Source organism: Marmoricola endophyticus (assembly GCF_014644415.1).
Classification (GTDB): domain Bacteria; phylum Actinomycetota; class Actinomycetes; order Propionibacteriales; family Nocardioidaceae; genus Marmoricola; species Marmoricola endophyticus.
This window is the reverse complement of the sequence record NZ_BMKQ01000001.1, coordinates 2,890,193-2,906,383: the sequence shown is the minus strand read 5'-3', so window position 1 is coordinate 2,906,383 and position 16,191 is coordinate 2,890,193. Positions and strand designations below refer to the sequence as shown.

Sequence of the window (16,191 nt, the reverse complement as noted above, 5' to 3'; positions counted from 1 at the left end):
TGCCACCCACGAGCGCCGGGTCAGGGTTCGACGAGACGTGCCTCGGGCAGCGGACCGAGGTGGGCGAGTGCGTCGAGGTACGCCTCCACGTCGCCGCGGACCGTCCACTCCCGCAGCTCCGCCGGCGTACGACGGCACATCGCCGCCCGCGCGAGGTCGAAGTCCGAGGCCTCCAGCACCGTCTCCGCGTCCTCGACCGATCCGCGGGAGACCCACTCCAGCTCCGTGCCGCACAGCGCGATCGGCGGCAGGTCGCCGACCCGTCCCGCGATCCGCTCGAGCAGCGTGTCCCGCACGATCGCCAGCTCGGTGGTCTCACGCGCTCCCGGGCGGTCCACGGCGCCTCGAAGGTCCTGCTCGTGGATCACCGCGTCGTTCAGCGGACGGGGGCCGTGCTCGGTCATGTACGCGCTCAGGCGCGGCACCAGCGCCTGCCACTCCTCGACCAGCGCGGCGAGGGGGACGCCGGCGCGCCGGTCGACCTGCGCCTGGGTCCACGCCTCGTCGTGGTCGTCGGGCTCGTTGCCGTCGGCGGTGTCGGCGCCGAGACCGATCATGTGCGCGAGCAGGTCGCGCACGGTCCAGTCGGGGCAGGCGGGCACGTACCGCTGCGCCTCCTGATCGGACAGCGACAGCGCGAGGTCGCACACACGCACGACGACGCCGCGCCACAGGGCAATCGGGTCCTGGCTCATGGTGCCGACGTACCCCTCACCCACCGGGCCACACCTCCGCGGGATGCGCCCCACACCGGGCGTACCCGCTCGGGTGGGTGCTGCGCTCCCGCCGGCACCTAGCGTGAGAGCCATGACTGAGCAGAGCGAGCAGGAGCGAGTGGTCGAGCTGATCCGCGGCGCGGGCGTGGCGATGATGACGTACGCCGGACCCGACGGCGCGCTGGTGAGCAAGCCGATGGCGACCCAGGAGACCGAGTTCGACGGGACGATCCGCTTCATCGCGGAACGCTCCTCGGACAAGGTACGAGCGCTGCAGGCCGACCCGCGCGTCAACGTGACCTACAACGACAAGGGCTCGTGGGTCTCGGTGGCGGGCACGGCGCGCATCGTCGACGACGTCGAGAAGCTGGAGGAGCTGTGGAGCTCGTTCACCTCCTCCTGGCTCGAGGGCGGCCCGGACAACCCCGAGAACGTGCTGATCGAGGTCGAGGGCGCGACCGCGGAGTACTGGGCGGCGCCCGGAGGCAGCACCGTCACCTCGCTGGCGAACCTCGTGAAGTCGAAGGTCACCGGCAAGCGGATCGAGGGCGACAACGCCACCGTCGACCTGGGCTGAGCACGACGTGGGACGGTGGCGGGGTGACCAGCGTCGAGCACCCCGCCCCCGCCCAGGACCTGTCCGGCATCGTCGGACACCGCTTCGTCTACACCTACGCCAACGGCTGGCAGTACGAGATGTATGTGAAGAACCCGACGACCATCGACTACCGCATCCACTCCGGCATGGTCGGTGGGCGCTGGGTGAAGGACCAGGAGGTCGACCTGGTCGCGCTGGACGACGACGTCTTCAAGATCTCCTGGCACGAGCCCACCGGCACCTCGGTAGTCGTCAACGTGCTGCCGTCGCGGCGCCGGCTGCACGGGACCATCTTCTTCCCCCACTGGGTCGAGGAGGACGGATCCCGGACGGTGCTGTTCCAGAACGAGCACCTCGAGGAGATGCGCGCCTTCCGCGACGCGGGACCGACGTACCCCGTGATGGTGGTGCCGGAGTTCGCGTACCTGACCCTCTTCGAGCACGTCGGCAGGGACGACGAGTCCGTGATCGCGGCCCCGCCCAGCGACCCGTCGGTCGACGTCGCCCACCGCACGGGGTGGAATCAGGTCCGCTCGGAATAGTCGCCCGACCGTGCCCGCTGCGCATGGCATGACGACTTTGGCGATCATCGGTGCAGGCAAGGGGCTCGGCGCTGCCGTGGCCCGACGCTTCGGCAGGGAGGGCTTCTCGGTCGCGCTGATCTCGCGCCATCAGGGCCGCCTCGACGCGCTGGCCAGCGACCTGGAGTCCGACGGCGTGCAGGCGAAGGGCTTCGCCGCCGACGTCCGCGACCCCGACTCGATCAGCCGCGCGCTGGAGCAGGCCACCAACGAGCTCGGCCCGGTCGAGGTCGTGCAGTACTCCCCGCTGCCGCAGAAGGACTTCATGCGGCCCGTCCTCGAGACGATGCCGGACGACCTGAAGGGCCCCGTCGAGTTCTCCATCTACGGCCCGGTCGCCGCGGTGCACGCGGTCGTGCCCGGGATGCGCTTCCTCGGCGAGAACAAGGGCTCGATCCTCTTCGTCAACGGCGGATCCGCGGTCAAGCCCGGCCGCAACGTGACGGGGACGTCGGTGGCCTTCGCCGGGCAGGCGGCCTACGCCGAGCTGCTGCACGAGGTGCTCGGCGAGGAGGGCATCTACGTCGGCCAGCTGATCATCGGCGGCGCGATCGTCGAGGGCGACGACGAGAAGGACCCCGACGTCCTCGCCGAGAAGCTGTGGGCGCTGCACACCGAGCGCGACACGTTCCGGGTACAGGTCTCCAGCGACTGAGCGCACCATCGCGGCCGGTCGTGAGCAGACCACCCCGGCGGGCGGGGTGCGGCCTGCGCCGACGGGGTACGACGCCGGCATGGACACCGATCGCGCAGAAGCCATGCAGGCCGTCGTCGACCGCGTCTCGTCGTACCAGGACGCCGCACCGGAGAGCACGCTCGACAAGGAGCTGCGGGAGGCGTTCGGCGAGACGGACCTCGAGGTGACAGAGCAGGAGGTCGCTGCCCTGGTCGCCGCGATCGACGAGCACGGCGAGGTCTCCGTCGCTTCGGTCCTCGGCACCGACTGACCTGGTGCCACGGCCGGGGAGTGCACGAGCGTACTCTCACGGCACCTGGTCGATCCGGAGGTCCGCATGACGTTCGAGCTCACCCTGACCGGCGCGCAGCACGAGCTGGTGCGACGAGCGCACACGTTCGCCGAGGACGTGATCCGTCCGGTCTCGGCGAAGTACGACAAGCTCGAGGAGTGTCCCTGGGACATCGTCGACGAGGCGGCCGGCCAGGGGTTCTACAACGCGCTGTTTTACGCCGACCTGATCGCCGACCCGACCGGGCTGTCGCTTCCGCTGTTCCTGGAGGAGATCTTCTGGGGCTGTGCGGGGATCGGGCTGACCATCGTGCTCCCCGCGCTGGCGCTGTCCTCGCTCAACCAGGCCGGGACGCCGGACCAGATCGCGCAGTGGGCGCCGGAGATGTTCGGCACGCCGGGCGACATCAAGCTCGCCGCGCTCGCGGTCTCGGAGCCCCAGGGCGGGTCCGACGTCGCCCACCTGCAGACCCGCGCGGTCCGCGACGGTGACGACTGGGTGCTCGACGGCACCAAGATCTGGATCGGCAACGGCGGCATCGCCGACGTCACCATCGTCAACGCCGTCGTCGACCCGGACCTGGGCACCAAGGGGCAGGCGCTGTTCGTCGTACCCAAGAACACGCCGGGGATGACGCAGGTCCGCAAGCTCACCAAGCTCGGCCACCGGGCCTCGCACACCGCCGAGCTCGCCTTCGAGGGCTGCCGGATCCCGGGCGAGAACCTCCTCGGCGGCGTCGACAAGCTCGAGCACAAGCTGGCCAAGGCACGCGAGGGCGGTGAGACGCGGTCGGGAGCACTGGGCACCTTCGAGCAGACCCGGCCGATGGTCGCCGCGATGGCGCTCGGCGTGGCCCGGGCGGCGTTCGAGTACGCCTGCCAGTACGCCGCCGAGCGCGAGGCCTTCGGCGGCCCCATCATCGACAACCAGGGCGTCGCCTTCCCGCTGGCCGACATCGGCGCCGACATCGACGCCGCGCGACTGCTGTGCTGGCGTGCGTCGTGGATGGCCGCCTCCGGCGTGCCGTTCCGCATGAGCGAGGGGTCGATGTCGAAGCTGAAGGCGTCCGAGGTCGCCGTACGCGCCACCGAGCAGGCGGTCCAGGTCCTCGGTGGTTGGGGGTACGTCGACGACCACCCGGTGGAGAAGTGGTACCGCGACGCCAAGCTCTACACGATCTTCGAGGGCACCAGCGAGATCCAGCGCATGGTCATCGGCCGCACCCTCCCCGGCGCGACCGCCGAGGGGCCGCTGCACCACCACCTGCCCGGAGACCACGACGGGCTGAGCCGCCGCTTCGGGCACGGCTCGCTGGCCCGGGCGCGCGCCGGCGAGGTGTTCCTCAAGATGGCCGAGAAGGCGCCCGGGGCCCTCCTCGAGCTCGGCGGCAGGCTGGCCTCACCGGGCCGATGAGACGTACGGCGACGTTCCTGCCCCTCGACGGTCCGGCCAGGGGCGCGAACGTCGCCGGCTGGCGACGCTGTCGAGGTGCACCCACCCCGCTGGCGGCTCGGCGGTCCAGCACGGTGACGGGCGCGCCGCCATCGCTCGGGTCCGCGCACGGCGGAGACGCTCGGCGAGTCGCGCGTGGTCGTGCAGCTCGGCACCCAGGACCGTGAGGTACGACAGCCCTGCCTCGCGCAGCCCGTCCTCCCGCCGGCTGTCCACGAGCCGACGTGTGCCGCCGTGGTGCTCGGCGCCGTCGTGCTCGACGGCCAACCCGGCCTCGACGTCGAGCAGGTCCGGCGTGCCGAGGTGACGGCCGTCGAGGTCGAAGACCGGCGCGTTGACCGAGAGCGGGGGCAGCCCGGCGACCAGCCGCCAGACCAGCCGCAGCCGGGTCTCCATCGGCGACCACGAGTTCTCGTGGGCCAGAGCGAGCGCGCGACTCGCCTGCGCGTTGCCCTGGCCCCGGGACGGTCGTCCAGAGCGGCGACCAGCTCCTCGATCGAGGCGAGGTTCGAGAAGGCCACCATGTCCGCAGCCACGACGCCCTCCACCAGCGACGCTGGCCGACGTACGGCGAACGCGGCCGCGAGCGCCGGGGCCGTGAGGCGCAGACCGTCGTACGTCGGGGCGCAGCCACGTCCGGCAGACCGTGATGCCCCGCTGCGGCCGCAGGCAGGCACCCGGAAACGCTGACCGGAGTCTCGGTTCGGCCGCCGTCTGTGGTGCCGTCGAACCAGCGCCCGCCGTACCACCGGAGCGCGGCCCAGCCGGTGAGCGCACCGCCGCCCGGCACGAGCACGGACGCCTCGACAGCTCGTTGCTCGGGCGACCGCTCGGTCGTGGACCGCACGTAGAGTCCTCGACTCGTGCGCCGCCAGCCCGGGCCGCGCACGGCCTTCGCCGAGGGCCCGACGCTGCCGTCAGCGGCGACCCTGACCGGCACCACGACACTGTGGCTGAACGGTCCGACGGTTCGTTGCACGGGCCCACCGTGGCGAGAAGTGCTCGGATCCCGTGTGCACGATCCACAGCCGGTGAGCCGGCGACGTTCGCGCCCCTCGTGTGGGCGGTCAGGGGTCGCAACGTCGCCCGCGGCGCGGTGGGTCGCCGGCCACCGGCTTCACCCAGCGTGACCAGTCGGGCTGCGGCGCGAAGCCGGCCGCCGACCACAGCGCCCGGCCCGCCTCGTTGTCGTCGAGCACCATCGCGTCGATCCGCTCGGCTCCGAGGGCGCGCAGCCGTTCCTCCGCGGCGTCGAGCAGGCGCCGTGCGATCCCCTGCCCGCGCAGGTCGGGGTCGACGGCGAGGCGGTAGAGGTGGGCGCGCCAGCCGTCCCAGACGGCGACGACCGTGCCGACGAGGCGGCCGTCGACCTCGGCCAGGATCACCGCGTCCGGGTCGCGCTCGAGGAGTCGTACGACGAGGTCGTCACGGTCCGTGGGTCGCGCACGGTTCTCCCCCGCCCGCGCCCAGAGCTCGACCAGCGCCGGCGCGTCGGAGATGTTGGCCGGGCGCAGGACGGGAGTGCTCACTCCCACTCGATCGTGCCGGGGGGCTTGGAGGTGATGTCGAGGGTGACCCGGTTGATCTCGTCGACCTCGTTGGTGATCCGGGTGGAGATGGTCTCGAGGACCTCGTACGGCACACGCGCCCAGTCGGCGGTCATCGCGTCCTCGGAGGTGACGGGGCGCAGGACGACGGGGTGACCGTACGTGCGCCCGTCGCCCTGGACGCCGACGGAGCGTACGTCGGCGAGCAGCACGACCGGGAACTGCCAGATGCCGCGGTCGAGCCCGGCTCGGGTCAGCTCCTCGCGGGCGATCGCGTCGGCGGCGCGCAGGATGTCCAGGCGCTCGCGGTCGACGGCGCCGATGATCCGGATGCCCAGGCCGGGGCCGGGGAACGGGTGGCGCCAGACGATGTCCGCAGGCAGCCCGAGCTGCTCGCCGACGAGGCGGACCTCGTCCTTGAACAGCGTCCGCAGCGGCTCCACGAGGGTGAACTCGATGTCGTCGGGCAGGCCGCCGACGTTGTGGTGCGACTTGATCGTCGAGGCGCCGGTGCCGCCCCCGGACTCCACCACGTCGGGGTACAGCGTCCCCTGGACGAGGAAGTCGACCGCGCCGGGCTCCCTGGCGACGACGTCGGCCTGCGCCTGCTCGAAGACGCGGATGAACTCGCGCCCGATGATCTTGCGCTTCTCCTCGGGCTCGACGACCCCGGCCAGCGCGGAGAGGAACCGCTCCTCGGCGTCGACCACGACGAGGTCGGCACCGGTGGCGGCGACGAAGTCCCGCTCGATCTGCTCCGTCTCGCCCTGGCGCATCAGGCCGTGGTCGACGTACACGCAGGTCAGCCGGTCGCCGATGGCGCGCTGCACGAGCGCGGCGGCGACGGCGGAGTCGACGCCGCCGGAGAGCCCGCAGATCGCCCGGCCCGCGGGGCCGATCGCGGCCTGGATCGCCTCCACCTGCTCCTCGACGATGTTGACCATCGTCCAGGTCGGCTGGCACCCGGCGATGTCGTGCAGGAAGTGCTCGAGCACCGCCTGGCCGTGCTCGGAGTGCATCACCTCGGGGTGCCACTGCACCCCGGCCAGGCGGCGGTCGACGTCCTCGAAGGCCGCCACGGTGGCGCGCGGCGACCGGGCGTTGACGGTGAACCCGGCCGGAGCCGCGGTCACCTCGTCGCCGTGCGACATCCAGGAGACGAGCTCGCCGGGCACTCCGTCGAGGAGGGTGCCGGGCTCGAGGACGGAGACGCGGGTACGCCCGTACTCGCGCTGCCCGGTGCGCGACACCGTGCCGCCCAGCGCCTGTGCCATGGCCATGAAGCCGTAGCAGATGCCGAAGACGGGGACGTCGGCGTCGACCAGGCCCGGGTCGATGGCCGGCGCGCCCCGCTCGTAGACCGACGACGGGCCTCCGGACAGGATGATCGCCTTCGGCTCCCGCGCGAGCATCTCCGCGACCGGCATGTCGTGCGGCACGATCTCGGAGTAGACCTTCGCCTCGCGGACGCGACGGGCGATGAGCTGGGCGTACTGCGCGCCGAAGTCGACGACGAGGACGAGGTCGTGGTCGGTCACGGGCACGATCCTAGGTGGCGGCCGGCGCGCGACTCACCGGGTCTCGACGTCCTCGTCGCTGGCGCTCCTCGGGCTCGACCACCTTGAGGACACCGCGTTGCTGGCGCTCTTCGGGCTCGACCGCCTGCCTGGCGCGAAAAACAGGTCCGCGGCCCGAGGTACACACCAGGAGCCGACCGGGGAGGGAGGGTGGTCGACTCCTGGCATGTCCACGAACCGCGGACGGTGGAACCCGTGCGCTGGTTCCATGTGCCTCAACGAGCCGACCCGGAGCGGGTTACGCGTCGCGCATGACAGATTTCGGCCGATCTCAGGACACGCCGACGATCGGCAGCCGGAGCGCCCCGGGGGCGTCAGCGGGCACCGCCGGCTGCTTCGGCGCCACCGGCTCGACCCGCTCGTACCTCGTGCCGAGCGCGGGCCGAGGGTCGACCTGGCCCTTGTTCGGCCACATCGCGAGGGCACGCTCGGACTGGGCGGTGATCGTCAACGACGGGTTGACGCCGAGGTTGGCCGAGATCGCCGAGCCGTCCACGACGTGCAGACCGGGGTGGCCGTAGACCCGGTGGTACGGGTCGATGACGCCGGTCTCCACGGAGTCGCCGATCGTGCAGCCGCCGATGAAGTGGGCGGTCAGCGGCATGTTGAACGGCTCGCCGATGGTGCCGCCAGGAGTGCCGCCGACGATCCGGGCCATGATCCGCACGGCGCGGTTGGCGATCGGGATCCAGGTCGGGTTCGGCACGCCGTGACCCTGGCGCGACGTCAGGTGGCGGCGGCCGGTGAGGCGGTTCTTCTTGGCGTAGACGGTGATGGAGTTGTCGATCGTCTGCATCACCAGTGCGATGACGGTGCGCTCCGACCAGTGCTTGAGGTCGTAGAACGAGCCGACCTTGCTCCGCTGCTTCCACAGCTCCTTGAGCCAGGTGCCCCAGCGCGGGCCGGGTCCGTCGCCGTCGGTGAGCACGGTCTGCAGCAGCGAGATCGCGTTGGAGCCCTTGCCGTAGCGGCACGGCTCGATGTGGGTGTGCTCGTCGGGGTGGAAGGAGGACGTGATCGCGACACCCTCGGTGTAGTCGACGTCCTTGCGGTCGGAGATCGCGCCCAGGATCGACTCGGAGTTGGTGCGCGACAGCTCTCCGAGACGGTCGCTGAGGTGCGGCAGGTCCCCGCGCTCCCGAGCGGAGAACAGCAGCCGCTGGGTGCCCAGCGCCGAGGCCGAGAGGATCACCTGCTCGGCCCGGAAGACGACCTTCGATCCCGCTCCCGGCCGCTTCGACTTGGTGAACCGCGCGCTCACCTCGTAGCCGCCCGTGGCGTCGGGGCGGACCCGCGTGACGGTCGTCAGCGGGAAGATCCGCGCACCCATCGACTCGGCGAGGTACAGGTAGTTCTTGGCCAGGGTGTTCTTGGCGTTGTGCCGGCACCCGGTCATGCACTCCCCGCAGTTGCGGCACGGGTTGCGGTCGGGACCGGCGCCTCCGAAGTACGGGTCGGCGACCTCGTGGTCCGGGTCGAGCCCGTCGCCGTCGTTGTTCGGGCCGCCGAAGAACACCCCGACCGGGGTCGGGTGGAAGGTGTCGCCGACTCCGAGCTCGTCGGCGGTCTGCTTCATCACCTCGTCGGCGGGCGTGAAGTGGGGGTACTCGACGACACCCAGCATCCGCTTCGCCTGGGCGTAGTACGGCGCCAGCTCGCTCTTCCAGTCGGCGATGTGCGACCAGGACGGGTCGGTGTAGAACGGCGCGAGAGGCTCGTACAGCGTGTTGGCGTAGACCAGCGACCCACCGCCGACGCCGGCACCCGAGAGGATCAGGCAGTCCCGCAGGGCGTCGATCCGCTGGATGCCGTAGCAGCCGACCTCGGGCCGGAACAGGTAGTTCTTCAGGTCCCACGAGGTGTCCGCGAAGTCCTCGTCGGCGAAGCGCTTGCCCGCCTCGAGCACGGCGACCGAGTAGCCCTTCTCGACCAGGCGCAGCGCACTGACCGAGCCGCCGAAGCCCGAGCCGATGACGAGGACGTCGACGTCGTACGTGGAGCTCATGCGCGACCGAGCTTCTTCATCAGGCGCAGGTTGGCGGTCATCACCTTGGCGTACATCTCGTCGCTCATGCCCAGCACCGGGGCGAACCGCAGCAGCCGCTGCGTCGCCACCGACTGCGACTCGGTGTAGCGGTGGACGCCCTCGGCACCCTGGCGTCGGCCCATCCCGGACTGGCGCATGCCGCCCATCGGGGAGTCGATGCTGGCGAAGGTCGCCGCGAACGCCTCGTTGACGTTGACCGTGCCGCACTTGATCTGGGAGGCCAGCTGGCGGGCGCGGGCGGTGTCGCGGGAGTAGATCGAGGCGTTGAGGCCGTACTCGCCCTCGTTCGCGCGGCTGACCGCGTCCGCCTCGTCGTGGAAGCGGTAGACCGAGATCACCGGGCCGAAGGTCTCCTCGCCGAAGCAGGTCATGTCCGGCGTGACGCCCTCGAGGATGGTGGGCTCGTAGTAGAACCGCCCGAGGTCGGGGCGGGCCCGGCCGCCGGCGAGGACCCGCGCACCCTTGTCGACGGCGTCCTCCACGTGCGCGGTGACGGTGTCGAGCTGGTCCTGGGAGATCAGGGTGCCCATGTCGTTGTCCCAGCCCAGGCCGTTGCGCAGCCGCATCGCCTCGGTACGGGCCACGAAGCGCTCGACGAAGCGGTCGTAGACCTGGTCGGCGACGAAGAGGCGCTCGGTCGAGACGCACAGCTGACCGGAGTTGGAGAACGAGGCGCGTACGGCACCCTCAGCGGCGCGGTCGACGTCGGCGTCGCGCAGCACGAGGACCGGGTTCTTGCCGCCCAGCTCGAGGCTGCAGCCGATCAGCTGCTCGGCGCACTGCGCCGCGATGATCTTGCCGGTGGCGGTCGAGCCGGTGAAGCAGACGTAGTCCGAGCGCTCGATCATCGGCGTGCCCAGCTCACGGCCGGGACCGGCGACGACGTTCCACAGCTCGCGCGGGAAGCCCGCCTCCTCGAGCAGCTGCGCGCCGAGCAGACCGGTGAGCATGGTCTGCGCGTCGGGCTTGGTCACCACGGCGTTGCCGGCGAGCAGCGCCGGCAGGCCGTCGCAGACCGCGAGGGTGAACGGGTAGTTCCAGGGCGCGATGATCCCGACGACACCCTTGGGGACGTGGTTGACGTCGATCCGGGTCAGGCCCGGCACGACGCCGGGACGCCGCTCGGGGTCGAGGTGGCGGTGGGCGGTGCGGCCGTAGTAGCGCGCGGTCAGGGCGACGTGCAGCACCTCGTCGTACGCGTGCTTGCGGGCCTTGCCGGTCTCCCAGCAGACCAGGTCGATGATCTCCTCCTGGCGGTCCAGGACCAGGTCGTGCAGCCGGAGCAGCACCGACTGGCGGTGGTCCAGCGACGTACGCGCCCAGGCCGCTTGGGCGCGGCGGGCGCGGTCGTACGCCTCGGCGACGTCGGCCTGCGTCGACTGCGGGATGTTCGCGACCGGCTGACCCGTGATCGGGGTGTACGACGGCACGGTGCGCCCGCTGGTGGCGATGATCCGGTCGGTCAGAGCCTCGACCATGTCCGGCTCGAGCGCGTACGACGCTCGGGGGTCGACCTCGGGGTCGGAGGGGCCGGTGATGCTCGGGTGCTCCGGAGACAGACTCATGTTGGCGAGACTACGCGTCACACCTACTTCCGGGTAACCCTTCCAGAGGTGGTTCTGCCCACCGCCTATCGTTGCGGGCTGTGCCGCAGCGACCCCTCGTCTCCCCCGCCCAGCGGCGCGCACTGGGTCAGCTGCTGCGCTTCGGCGTCGCCGGCGCGGGCAACGCGCTGCTCACCGCCGGCCTGACCTCGGGCCTGGCGACGGTGATCGACCCGCGGGCGGCGTACGTCATCGCCTATGCGGTCGGGCTGGTCACCGCGACCTGGTTGATCAGCAAGGTGGTCTTCAAGGCCCGGCTGACGGGCTCGAGGGCGGTGAAGTTCGGCGCGCTGTACGTCGCCGTCTTCCTCGTCGGCCTGCTCGCCCTGCAGATCGCGCTGGCCCTGGGGCTGCCGCGCCACCTCTCCGGCGGCGTCATCCTCGTCACGGCCCCGCTGTCGTTCCTGGGCAGCCGGGTGATCTTCCCGCCGGGTCGGTAGTCCCTGACGTTCTCGCGGCCGAAACGGCCGATCGGCCACGAGAACGTCCTGGACTACCCGTCGCGGTCGGCCCACTCCAGCAGCGGAGCGAGGTCGAAGACCGCGTCGTCGATGCCGGCGTGCAGGTCGCCGAGGGCGGCGTACCGTCCGGGAACGCTGGCGATCGTGAAGTCGTCGGGCTCGCAGTCGTCCACCTCGTCCCAGCGGACGGGGGTGGAGACGGTGCCGATCGGGTTGCCGCGCACGGAGTACGCCGCCGCGATCGTGTGGTCGCGCGCGTTCTGGTTGTAGTCGATGAAGAGCTTCGAGGGGTCGCGGTCCTTGCGCCACCAGGTCGTCGTCACGTCGTCGGGCGCGCGCCGCTCGACCTCGCGAGCGAAGGCCAGCGCGGCACGTCGTACGTCGGCGAAGCCGTGCGCGGGCGGGACCCGTACGTAGACGTGCAGCCCGGTCCCGCCCGACGTCTTCGGCCAGCCGACCGCTCCCAGCTCGTCGAGCACCTCGTGCACCACCCCGGCGACCCGCTGCACCCGGGACCACGGGCACGTCTCGCCCGGGTCGAGGTCGATGCGCCACTCGTCCGGCTGCTCGACGTGGTCGCGGCGGCTGTTCCACGGGTGCAGCTCCACGGTCGACATCTGCACCGCCCAGATCACCTGCGCCCGCTCGGTCACGCAGAGCTCGTCGGCGGTGCGCTTCCAGCGCGGGAAGAAGACCTCGACGGTCTCGACCCAGTCCGGTGCTCCTCCGGGCAGCCGCTTCTGGTGCACCTTCTCCCCGGTGACGCCGGTCGGGAAGCGGTGCATCATGCACGGCCGCTCCCGCAGCGCGTTGACGATCCCGTCGCCGACGGCGAGGTAGTACTCCACCAGGTCGAGCTTGGTCTCCCCCCGCGCCGGGAAGTAGACGCGGTCCGGGTTGGTCACCTTGACGACGCGGTCGTCGACCGCGACCTCGACGAAGGGACTGGCCACGCCTGCGATTGTGCCTCTCGAGGGGTCTCGACGTCTCCCTCGCAGAGCTCGGTCGGCTCGACCACCTCCGGGCGACGGCGGTCCAGCCAGCGAGCGCACCGGGTGGTCGAGCAGCGAGCGCCAGCGAGCGCGTCGAGACCCCACCGGCCAACAGACCGTCAGTCGCCGACGGCCTCGATGCCGCGCCGGACCAGCTGTGGGTCGGGGACGCCGACGATGTCCGGCGACTTGTCGTCGTACTCGAACTGGGAGAGGAAGAACCGCATCGCGCTGAGCCGGGCACGCTTCTTGTCGTTGGACTTGATCGTCGTCCACGGCGCCCACGCGGTGTCGGTGCGCCGGAACATCTCCTCCTTCGCCGCGGTGTAGTCGCCCCACTTGTCCAGCGACTGCAGATCGATCGGCGAGAGCTTCCACTGCCGCACGGGGTCGACCTGGCGGATGATGAAGCGGGTCCGCTGCTCGGACCGCGTGACCGAGAACCACAGCTTGGTCAGGTGGATCCCGGCGTCGACGAGCATCTTCTCGAAGACCGGCGTCTGGTCCATGAAGAGCTGGTAGTCGGCCTCGCCGGTGAAGTCCATGACCCGCTCGACGCCGCCTCGGTTGTACCAGCTGCGGTCGAACAGGACCGTCTCGCCGGCGGTCGGCAGGTGCTTGACGTAGCGCTGGAAGTACCACTGCTCGGCCTCCCGCTCCGTCGGCTTGCTCAGCGCGACCACCCGGGCGTAGCGCGGGTTGAGGTGCTCCATGAACCGCTTGATCGTGCCGCCCTTGCCAGCGGCGTCGCGCCCCTCGAAGAGCACGACGGTCTTCTGGCCGGTCTCGGTGGCCCAGTTCTGGAACTTCAGCAGCTCGACCTGGAGGAGGTACTTCTGCTCGTCGTAGTCGCGGCGGTCCAGGCGCTCGTCGTACGGGTAGTTCTCGCGCCAGGTGTCGACCGCGCGCCCGGAGGCGTCGAGCAGCTCGGGGTCGTCGTCGTGGTCCTCCCCGATCCGGTGTCCGTCCACTCCCAGGGCGTCGATGTACTCGCGTACGTCAGTCAGCACGGTCGGGACGCTAGCCAGCCCCGGTGAACGGGTGTTGAACGACCGCTCAGGCGCGGTACAGCTCGGACTCGTACGCCGCGGGCGCGTAGTGGGCGTCGACCTCGGCGGGGTCGTCGCCGGCGCGCCAGAGCAGCTTCGCGATGTCGGCGTACGACGGCACCGCGTCCGGCCGCCAGGTCTCTGGGGACCAGGCGCGCGAGCGCATGAAGGCCTTCGGGCAGTGGTAGAAGACCTCCTCGATCTCCACCACCGTCGCCACCGCGGGCCGGTGTCCACCCACGACGAGGTCGTCGAAGAACGGGCCGTCGGTGACCAGGCGGGCGGTGCCGTTGACCCGCAGCGTGTCCCCACGGCCCGGGACCACGAACAGCAGCCCGATGTGCGGGTCGAGGAGGAGGTTGTGGAAGCCGTCCATGCGCCTGTTGCCCGGCCGCTCCGGGATCACCAGGGTGTGCTGGTCGAGCACGTGGGCGACCCGGTCGGGGTCGCCCTTGGGTGAGACGTCGAGGCGCCCTTCTGCGTCGGAGGTCCCGATCAGCACCAGCGGCGCGACGGCGAGGAACTGCTCGTGGACCGGCAGAAGGGAGGGGAGCACCTTGTCGCGCACTCGCGGCTGGGGCACCCCGAAGGCGGCGAGCTCGTCGGGGCTGGTGAGGGTGGGGAGGGCGTCGAGGTCCACGGGCCCAGTCTCGCTGGTGGAACGCACCCTCCGCACCCGGGTTCCGGCCCTACGCTGGCGTGCGTGACGTCGTACCTCACCTTCGTGGCGCTGGCCACCCTGCTCGCCGTGGCGCCGGGGCCCGACAGCTTCCTCACGCTGCGCGCGACGCTGGTCAGCGGACGCCGGCGGGGGCTGCTGACCTGCGCCGGGATCGCGGCGGCGAACACCGTCCAGGGGGCGCTGGCCGCGACCGGGCTGGGCGCCGTGCTGGAGCAGTCGGAGACGCTGTTCGCGGTGATCCGGTGGGCGGGCGTCGCGTACCTGACCTGGATCGGCGTGCAGGCGCTGCGGACCGCGCTCTCCCGGGACCTGACCCCGATCTCGCTGGCCGGGCCGCGGCGCGGCCGCGGCACCTGGCAGGCCGTCCGGCAGGGGTTCCTGTGCAACATCACCAACCCCAAGGTGCTGGCCTTCAACCTGGCCGTGCTGCCGCAGTTCGTCGGGGCCGGTGCCGGCTGGCCGCTGCTGATGACGTACGCGCTGACCCTGATGGTCGTCGGCGCTGTGGTGCTGCTGGGCATCATCTGGCTGGCCGGCTACGCCGCCGACGCGCTCGCCCGGCCGCGGGTACGACGCAGCGTCGAGGGTGTCGCCGGCACCGCGATGCTCGGCTTCGCGGTCGGTCTCGCGGCGGAGGCCTGAGCCGGACCACACTCGGCGTCGCGGGTTCCCCACGGTATGCAGGGACACCTCGGGCGAACCGGACGCGCGAACGTACTCCCCACGACGGGCCGGCACTTCCCACGGTGTACTCGTCGTGGGAAGTGCGATTTCGTCTGCATACCGTGATGAAGCCGCAGGGGACGCCACCCACCAGGCCCCGCGCCCCCGCTCAGGCGCGGATACCGTGCTCCGCGAGCGTCACCCGCAGCGCCTCGACACCGTCGGTGAAGTGCCACTGCTCGGCGTGCAGGCCGACCGCGCGGGCGGCGGCGACGTTCTCGGCCATGTCGTCGACGAACAGCAGGTCCCCGGGATCCTCGCCGAGCGCGTCCGCCACCCGCTCGAAGAACACCGGGTCGGGCTTGGCGGCACCGACCGCGCAGGAGTAGAAGACGCCGTCGGCGAGCTCGTCGTACCCCATCTGCTGCATGGTGCGCATCCGCAGCGTGTCCTGGTTCGTGGCGAGGTAGCAGGGCACCTGGGCGCGCACCCGGGCGAGCACCTCCAGCGAGTCCGGCAGGGTCTCGACCTGCTCCCAGGTGGCGAGCAGCACCTCGCGGTGGTCGTCGAGCCCGTGGGCGCGGATCGTCGCCTCGACGTGCTCGACCATGTCCCACCGTCCGGCCACGGCGTCGTCCCACGCCGACGTCCACAGGTCCTCGGCCAGCGCCTCGCCGACCCCGGCGGGCAGCCCGGCGCTGAGCAGCCGCGGCACCCGTTCCGGCCCGCTCTGCAGCACCCCGTCGGCGTCCCAGAGGACCGCGCGGGGCAGTGGTCGTACGTCGGACTCCGGCACGGGAGGAGCCTAGGAGACCGACTCCTCGGGCGTTGCACCGTCCCGCTCTCGCAGCCGCCGGGTCTCGTCGCGGAAGTCGGTACGGGCGTGGTGCCAGCGCTCGGCCAGCACCAGCGCGCACACGACGCCGAAGGCGACGAGCACCTCTTCACCGCCGTCCTCCTCGCCCGGGGCGAAGGACCACGCACCGGCCCCGACGAGGTTCGCGACCACGGCGTAGCCGGTGGTCGTCAGGTAGACCATGACGAGGAAGGTCAGCCGTCGCGCCAGCGGGCGCGGGTAGAGGGCGTACCACGCGGCACCGGCGGCCAGGCCGAGAAGCAGGCACACCGCGGGCACGGCGCGGTCCGGCACGAGACCGCCCGCGACCCCGGGCCCGCCCGAGACGGCGAAGCCGGGCACCAGCCAGCAGAACGCCGGTCCCCGCGTCCGCTCGGCCATGGGAGAACTGTGCCTCC

General features: G+C 71.4%; 18 protein-coding genes. 7 read left to right on the top strand and 11 right to left on the bottom strand.

All coding sequences use genetic code 11. The features are described from left to right. Positions 1-20: 20 nt before the first annotated feature. Positions 21-719, bottom strand: coding sequence for a maleylpyruvate isomerase N-terminal domain-containing protein (locus IEX42_RS14280; RefSeq protein ID WP_188780372.1), 699 nt, complete (start codon positions 717-719; stop codon positions 21-23). An 88-nt stretch (positions 720-807) separates the two neighbouring features. Between IEX42_RS14280 and IEX42_RS14275 the strand changes: the two genes are divergently transcribed. The 5 genes from IEX42_RS14275 (at position 808) to IEX42_RS14255 (ending at position 4,276) form a co-directional block, all read left to right on the top strand. Next, a complete protein-coding gene (locus IEX42_RS14275) occupies positions 808-1,293 on the top strand; it encodes a pyridoxamine 5'-phosphate oxidase family protein (RefSeq protein ID WP_188780371.1) in 486 nt (161 codons plus the stop codon). A gap of 23 nt (positions 1,294-1,316) precedes the next feature. Continuing rightward, positions 1,317-1,856, top strand: coding sequence for a phenolic acid decarboxylase (locus IEX42_RS14270; protein ID WP_188780370.1), 540 nt, complete (start codon positions 1,317-1,319; stop codon positions 1,854-1,856). 28 nt (positions 1,857-1,884) lie between these two features. Then, a complete protein-coding gene (locus IEX42_RS14265) occupies positions 1,885-2,550 on the top strand; it encodes an SDR family NAD(P)-dependent oxidoreductase (RefSeq protein ID WP_188780369.1) in 666 nt (221 codons plus the stop codon). Positions 2,551-2,629: 79 nt separating this feature from the next. Next, positions 2,630-2,842 (top strand): hypothetical protein, encoded by a 213-nt coding sequence (locus tag IEX42_RS14260; protein WP_188780368.1) that lies wholly within the window; start codon positions 2,630-2,632, stop codon positions 2,840-2,842. Between the two features lie 66 nt (positions 2,843-2,908). Beyond that, positions 2,909-4,276, top strand: coding sequence for an acyl-CoA dehydrogenase family protein (locus IEX42_RS14255; protein ID WP_188780367.1), 1,368 nt, complete (start codon positions 2,909-2,911; stop codon positions 4,274-4,276). Here IEX42_RS14255 and IEX42_RS14250 read toward each other — a convergent pair. The 5 genes from IEX42_RS14250 to IEX42_RS14230 form a co-directional block, all read right to left on the bottom strand. After that, the gene (locus IEX42_RS14250; protein WP_188780366.1) at positions 4,262-4,711 is read right to left on the bottom strand and encodes a hypothetical protein; all 450 of its coding nucleotides are present in this window, start codon (positions 4,709-4,711) and stop codon (positions 4,262-4,264) included. The two genes, IEX42_RS14255 and IEX42_RS14250, sit on opposite strands and share 15 nt — an antisense overlap. Before the next feature lie 671 nt (positions 4,712-5,382). Continuing rightward, complete coding sequence (locus tag IEX42_RS14245) at positions 5,383-5,844, bottom strand: GNAT family N-acetyltransferase (RefSeq protein ID WP_188780365.1); 462 nt, start codon at positions 5,842-5,844, stop codon at positions 5,383-5,385. After that, positions 5,841-7,400: a glutamine-hydrolyzing GMP synthase gene (gene guaA / locus IEX42_RS14240; RefSeq protein WP_229660872.1), complete on the bottom strand. Its 1,560-nt coding sequence runs from the start codon at positions 7,398-7,400 to the stop codon at positions 5,841-5,843. Before guaA ends, IEX42_RS14245 begins: the two co-directional genes overlap by 4 nt. A gap of 310 nt (positions 7,401-7,710) precedes the next feature. Continuing rightward, positions 7,711-9,444 (bottom strand): GMC oxidoreductase, encoded by a 1,734-nt coding sequence (locus IEX42_RS14235; RefSeq protein WP_188780363.1) that lies wholly within the window; start codon positions 9,442-9,444, stop codon positions 7,711-7,713. Beyond that, the gene (locus tag IEX42_RS14230) at positions 9,441-11,051 is read right to left on the bottom strand and encodes a succinic semialdehyde dehydrogenase (RefSeq protein ID WP_188780362.1); all 1,611 of its coding nucleotides are present in this window, start codon (positions 11,049-11,051) and stop codon (positions 9,441-9,443) included. Before IEX42_RS14230 ends, IEX42_RS14235 begins: the two co-directional genes overlap by 4 nt. 80 nt (positions 11,052-11,131) lie before the next feature. On the opposite strand from IEX42_RS14230, the gene IEX42_RS14225 reads away from it, so the two are divergent. Then, positions 11,132-11,530, top strand: coding sequence for a GtrA family protein (locus IEX42_RS14225; protein ID WP_188780361.1), 399 nt, complete (start codon positions 11,132-11,134; stop codon positions 11,528-11,530). A 53-nt stretch (positions 11,531-11,583) separates the two neighbouring features. On the opposite strand, the gene ligD is transcribed toward IEX42_RS14225, so the two are convergent. From ligD to IEX42_RS14210, 3 genes are all read right to left on the bottom strand, one after another. After that, a complete protein-coding gene (gene ligD, locus IEX42_RS14220) occupies positions 11,584-12,504 on the bottom strand; it encodes a non-homologous end-joining DNA ligase (RefSeq protein ID WP_188780360.1) in 921 nt (306 codons plus the stop codon). Positions 12,505-12,662: 158 nt separating this feature from the next. Further along, a complete protein-coding gene (ppk2, locus tag IEX42_RS14215) occupies positions 12,663-13,553 on the bottom strand; it encodes a polyphosphate kinase 2 (RefSeq protein WP_188780359.1) in 891 nt (296 codons plus the stop codon). A 46-nt stretch (positions 13,554-13,599) separates the two neighbouring features. After that, positions 13,600-14,232: an MSMEG_1061 family FMN-dependent PPOX-type flavoprotein gene (locus IEX42_RS14210; RefSeq protein WP_188780358.1), complete on the bottom strand. Its 633-nt coding sequence runs from the start codon at positions 14,230-14,232 to the stop codon at positions 13,600-13,602. A 63-nt stretch (positions 14,233-14,295) separates the two neighbouring features. Between IEX42_RS14210 and IEX42_RS14205 the strand changes: the two genes are divergently transcribed. Beyond that, positions 14,296-14,916, top strand: coding sequence for a LysE family translocator (locus IEX42_RS14205; RefSeq protein ID WP_188780357.1), 621 nt, complete (start codon positions 14,296-14,298; stop codon positions 14,914-14,916). A gap of 190 nt (positions 14,917-15,106) precedes the next feature. Here the strand turns inward: IEX42_RS14205 and IEX42_RS14200 are convergent, their stop codons facing one another. Next, positions 15,107-15,733, bottom strand: a complete 627-nt coding sequence (locus IEX42_RS14200) for an HAD family hydrolase (RefSeq protein ID WP_188780356.1) — start codon at positions 15,731-15,733, stop codon at positions 15,107-15,109. Between the two features lie 9 nt (positions 15,734-15,742). Beyond that, complete coding sequence (locus IEX42_RS14195) at positions 15,743-16,174, bottom strand: hypothetical protein (protein ID WP_188780355.1); 432 nt, start codon at positions 16,172-16,174, stop codon at positions 15,743-15,745. Between the last annotated feature and the right edge of the window lie 17 nt (positions 16,175-16,191).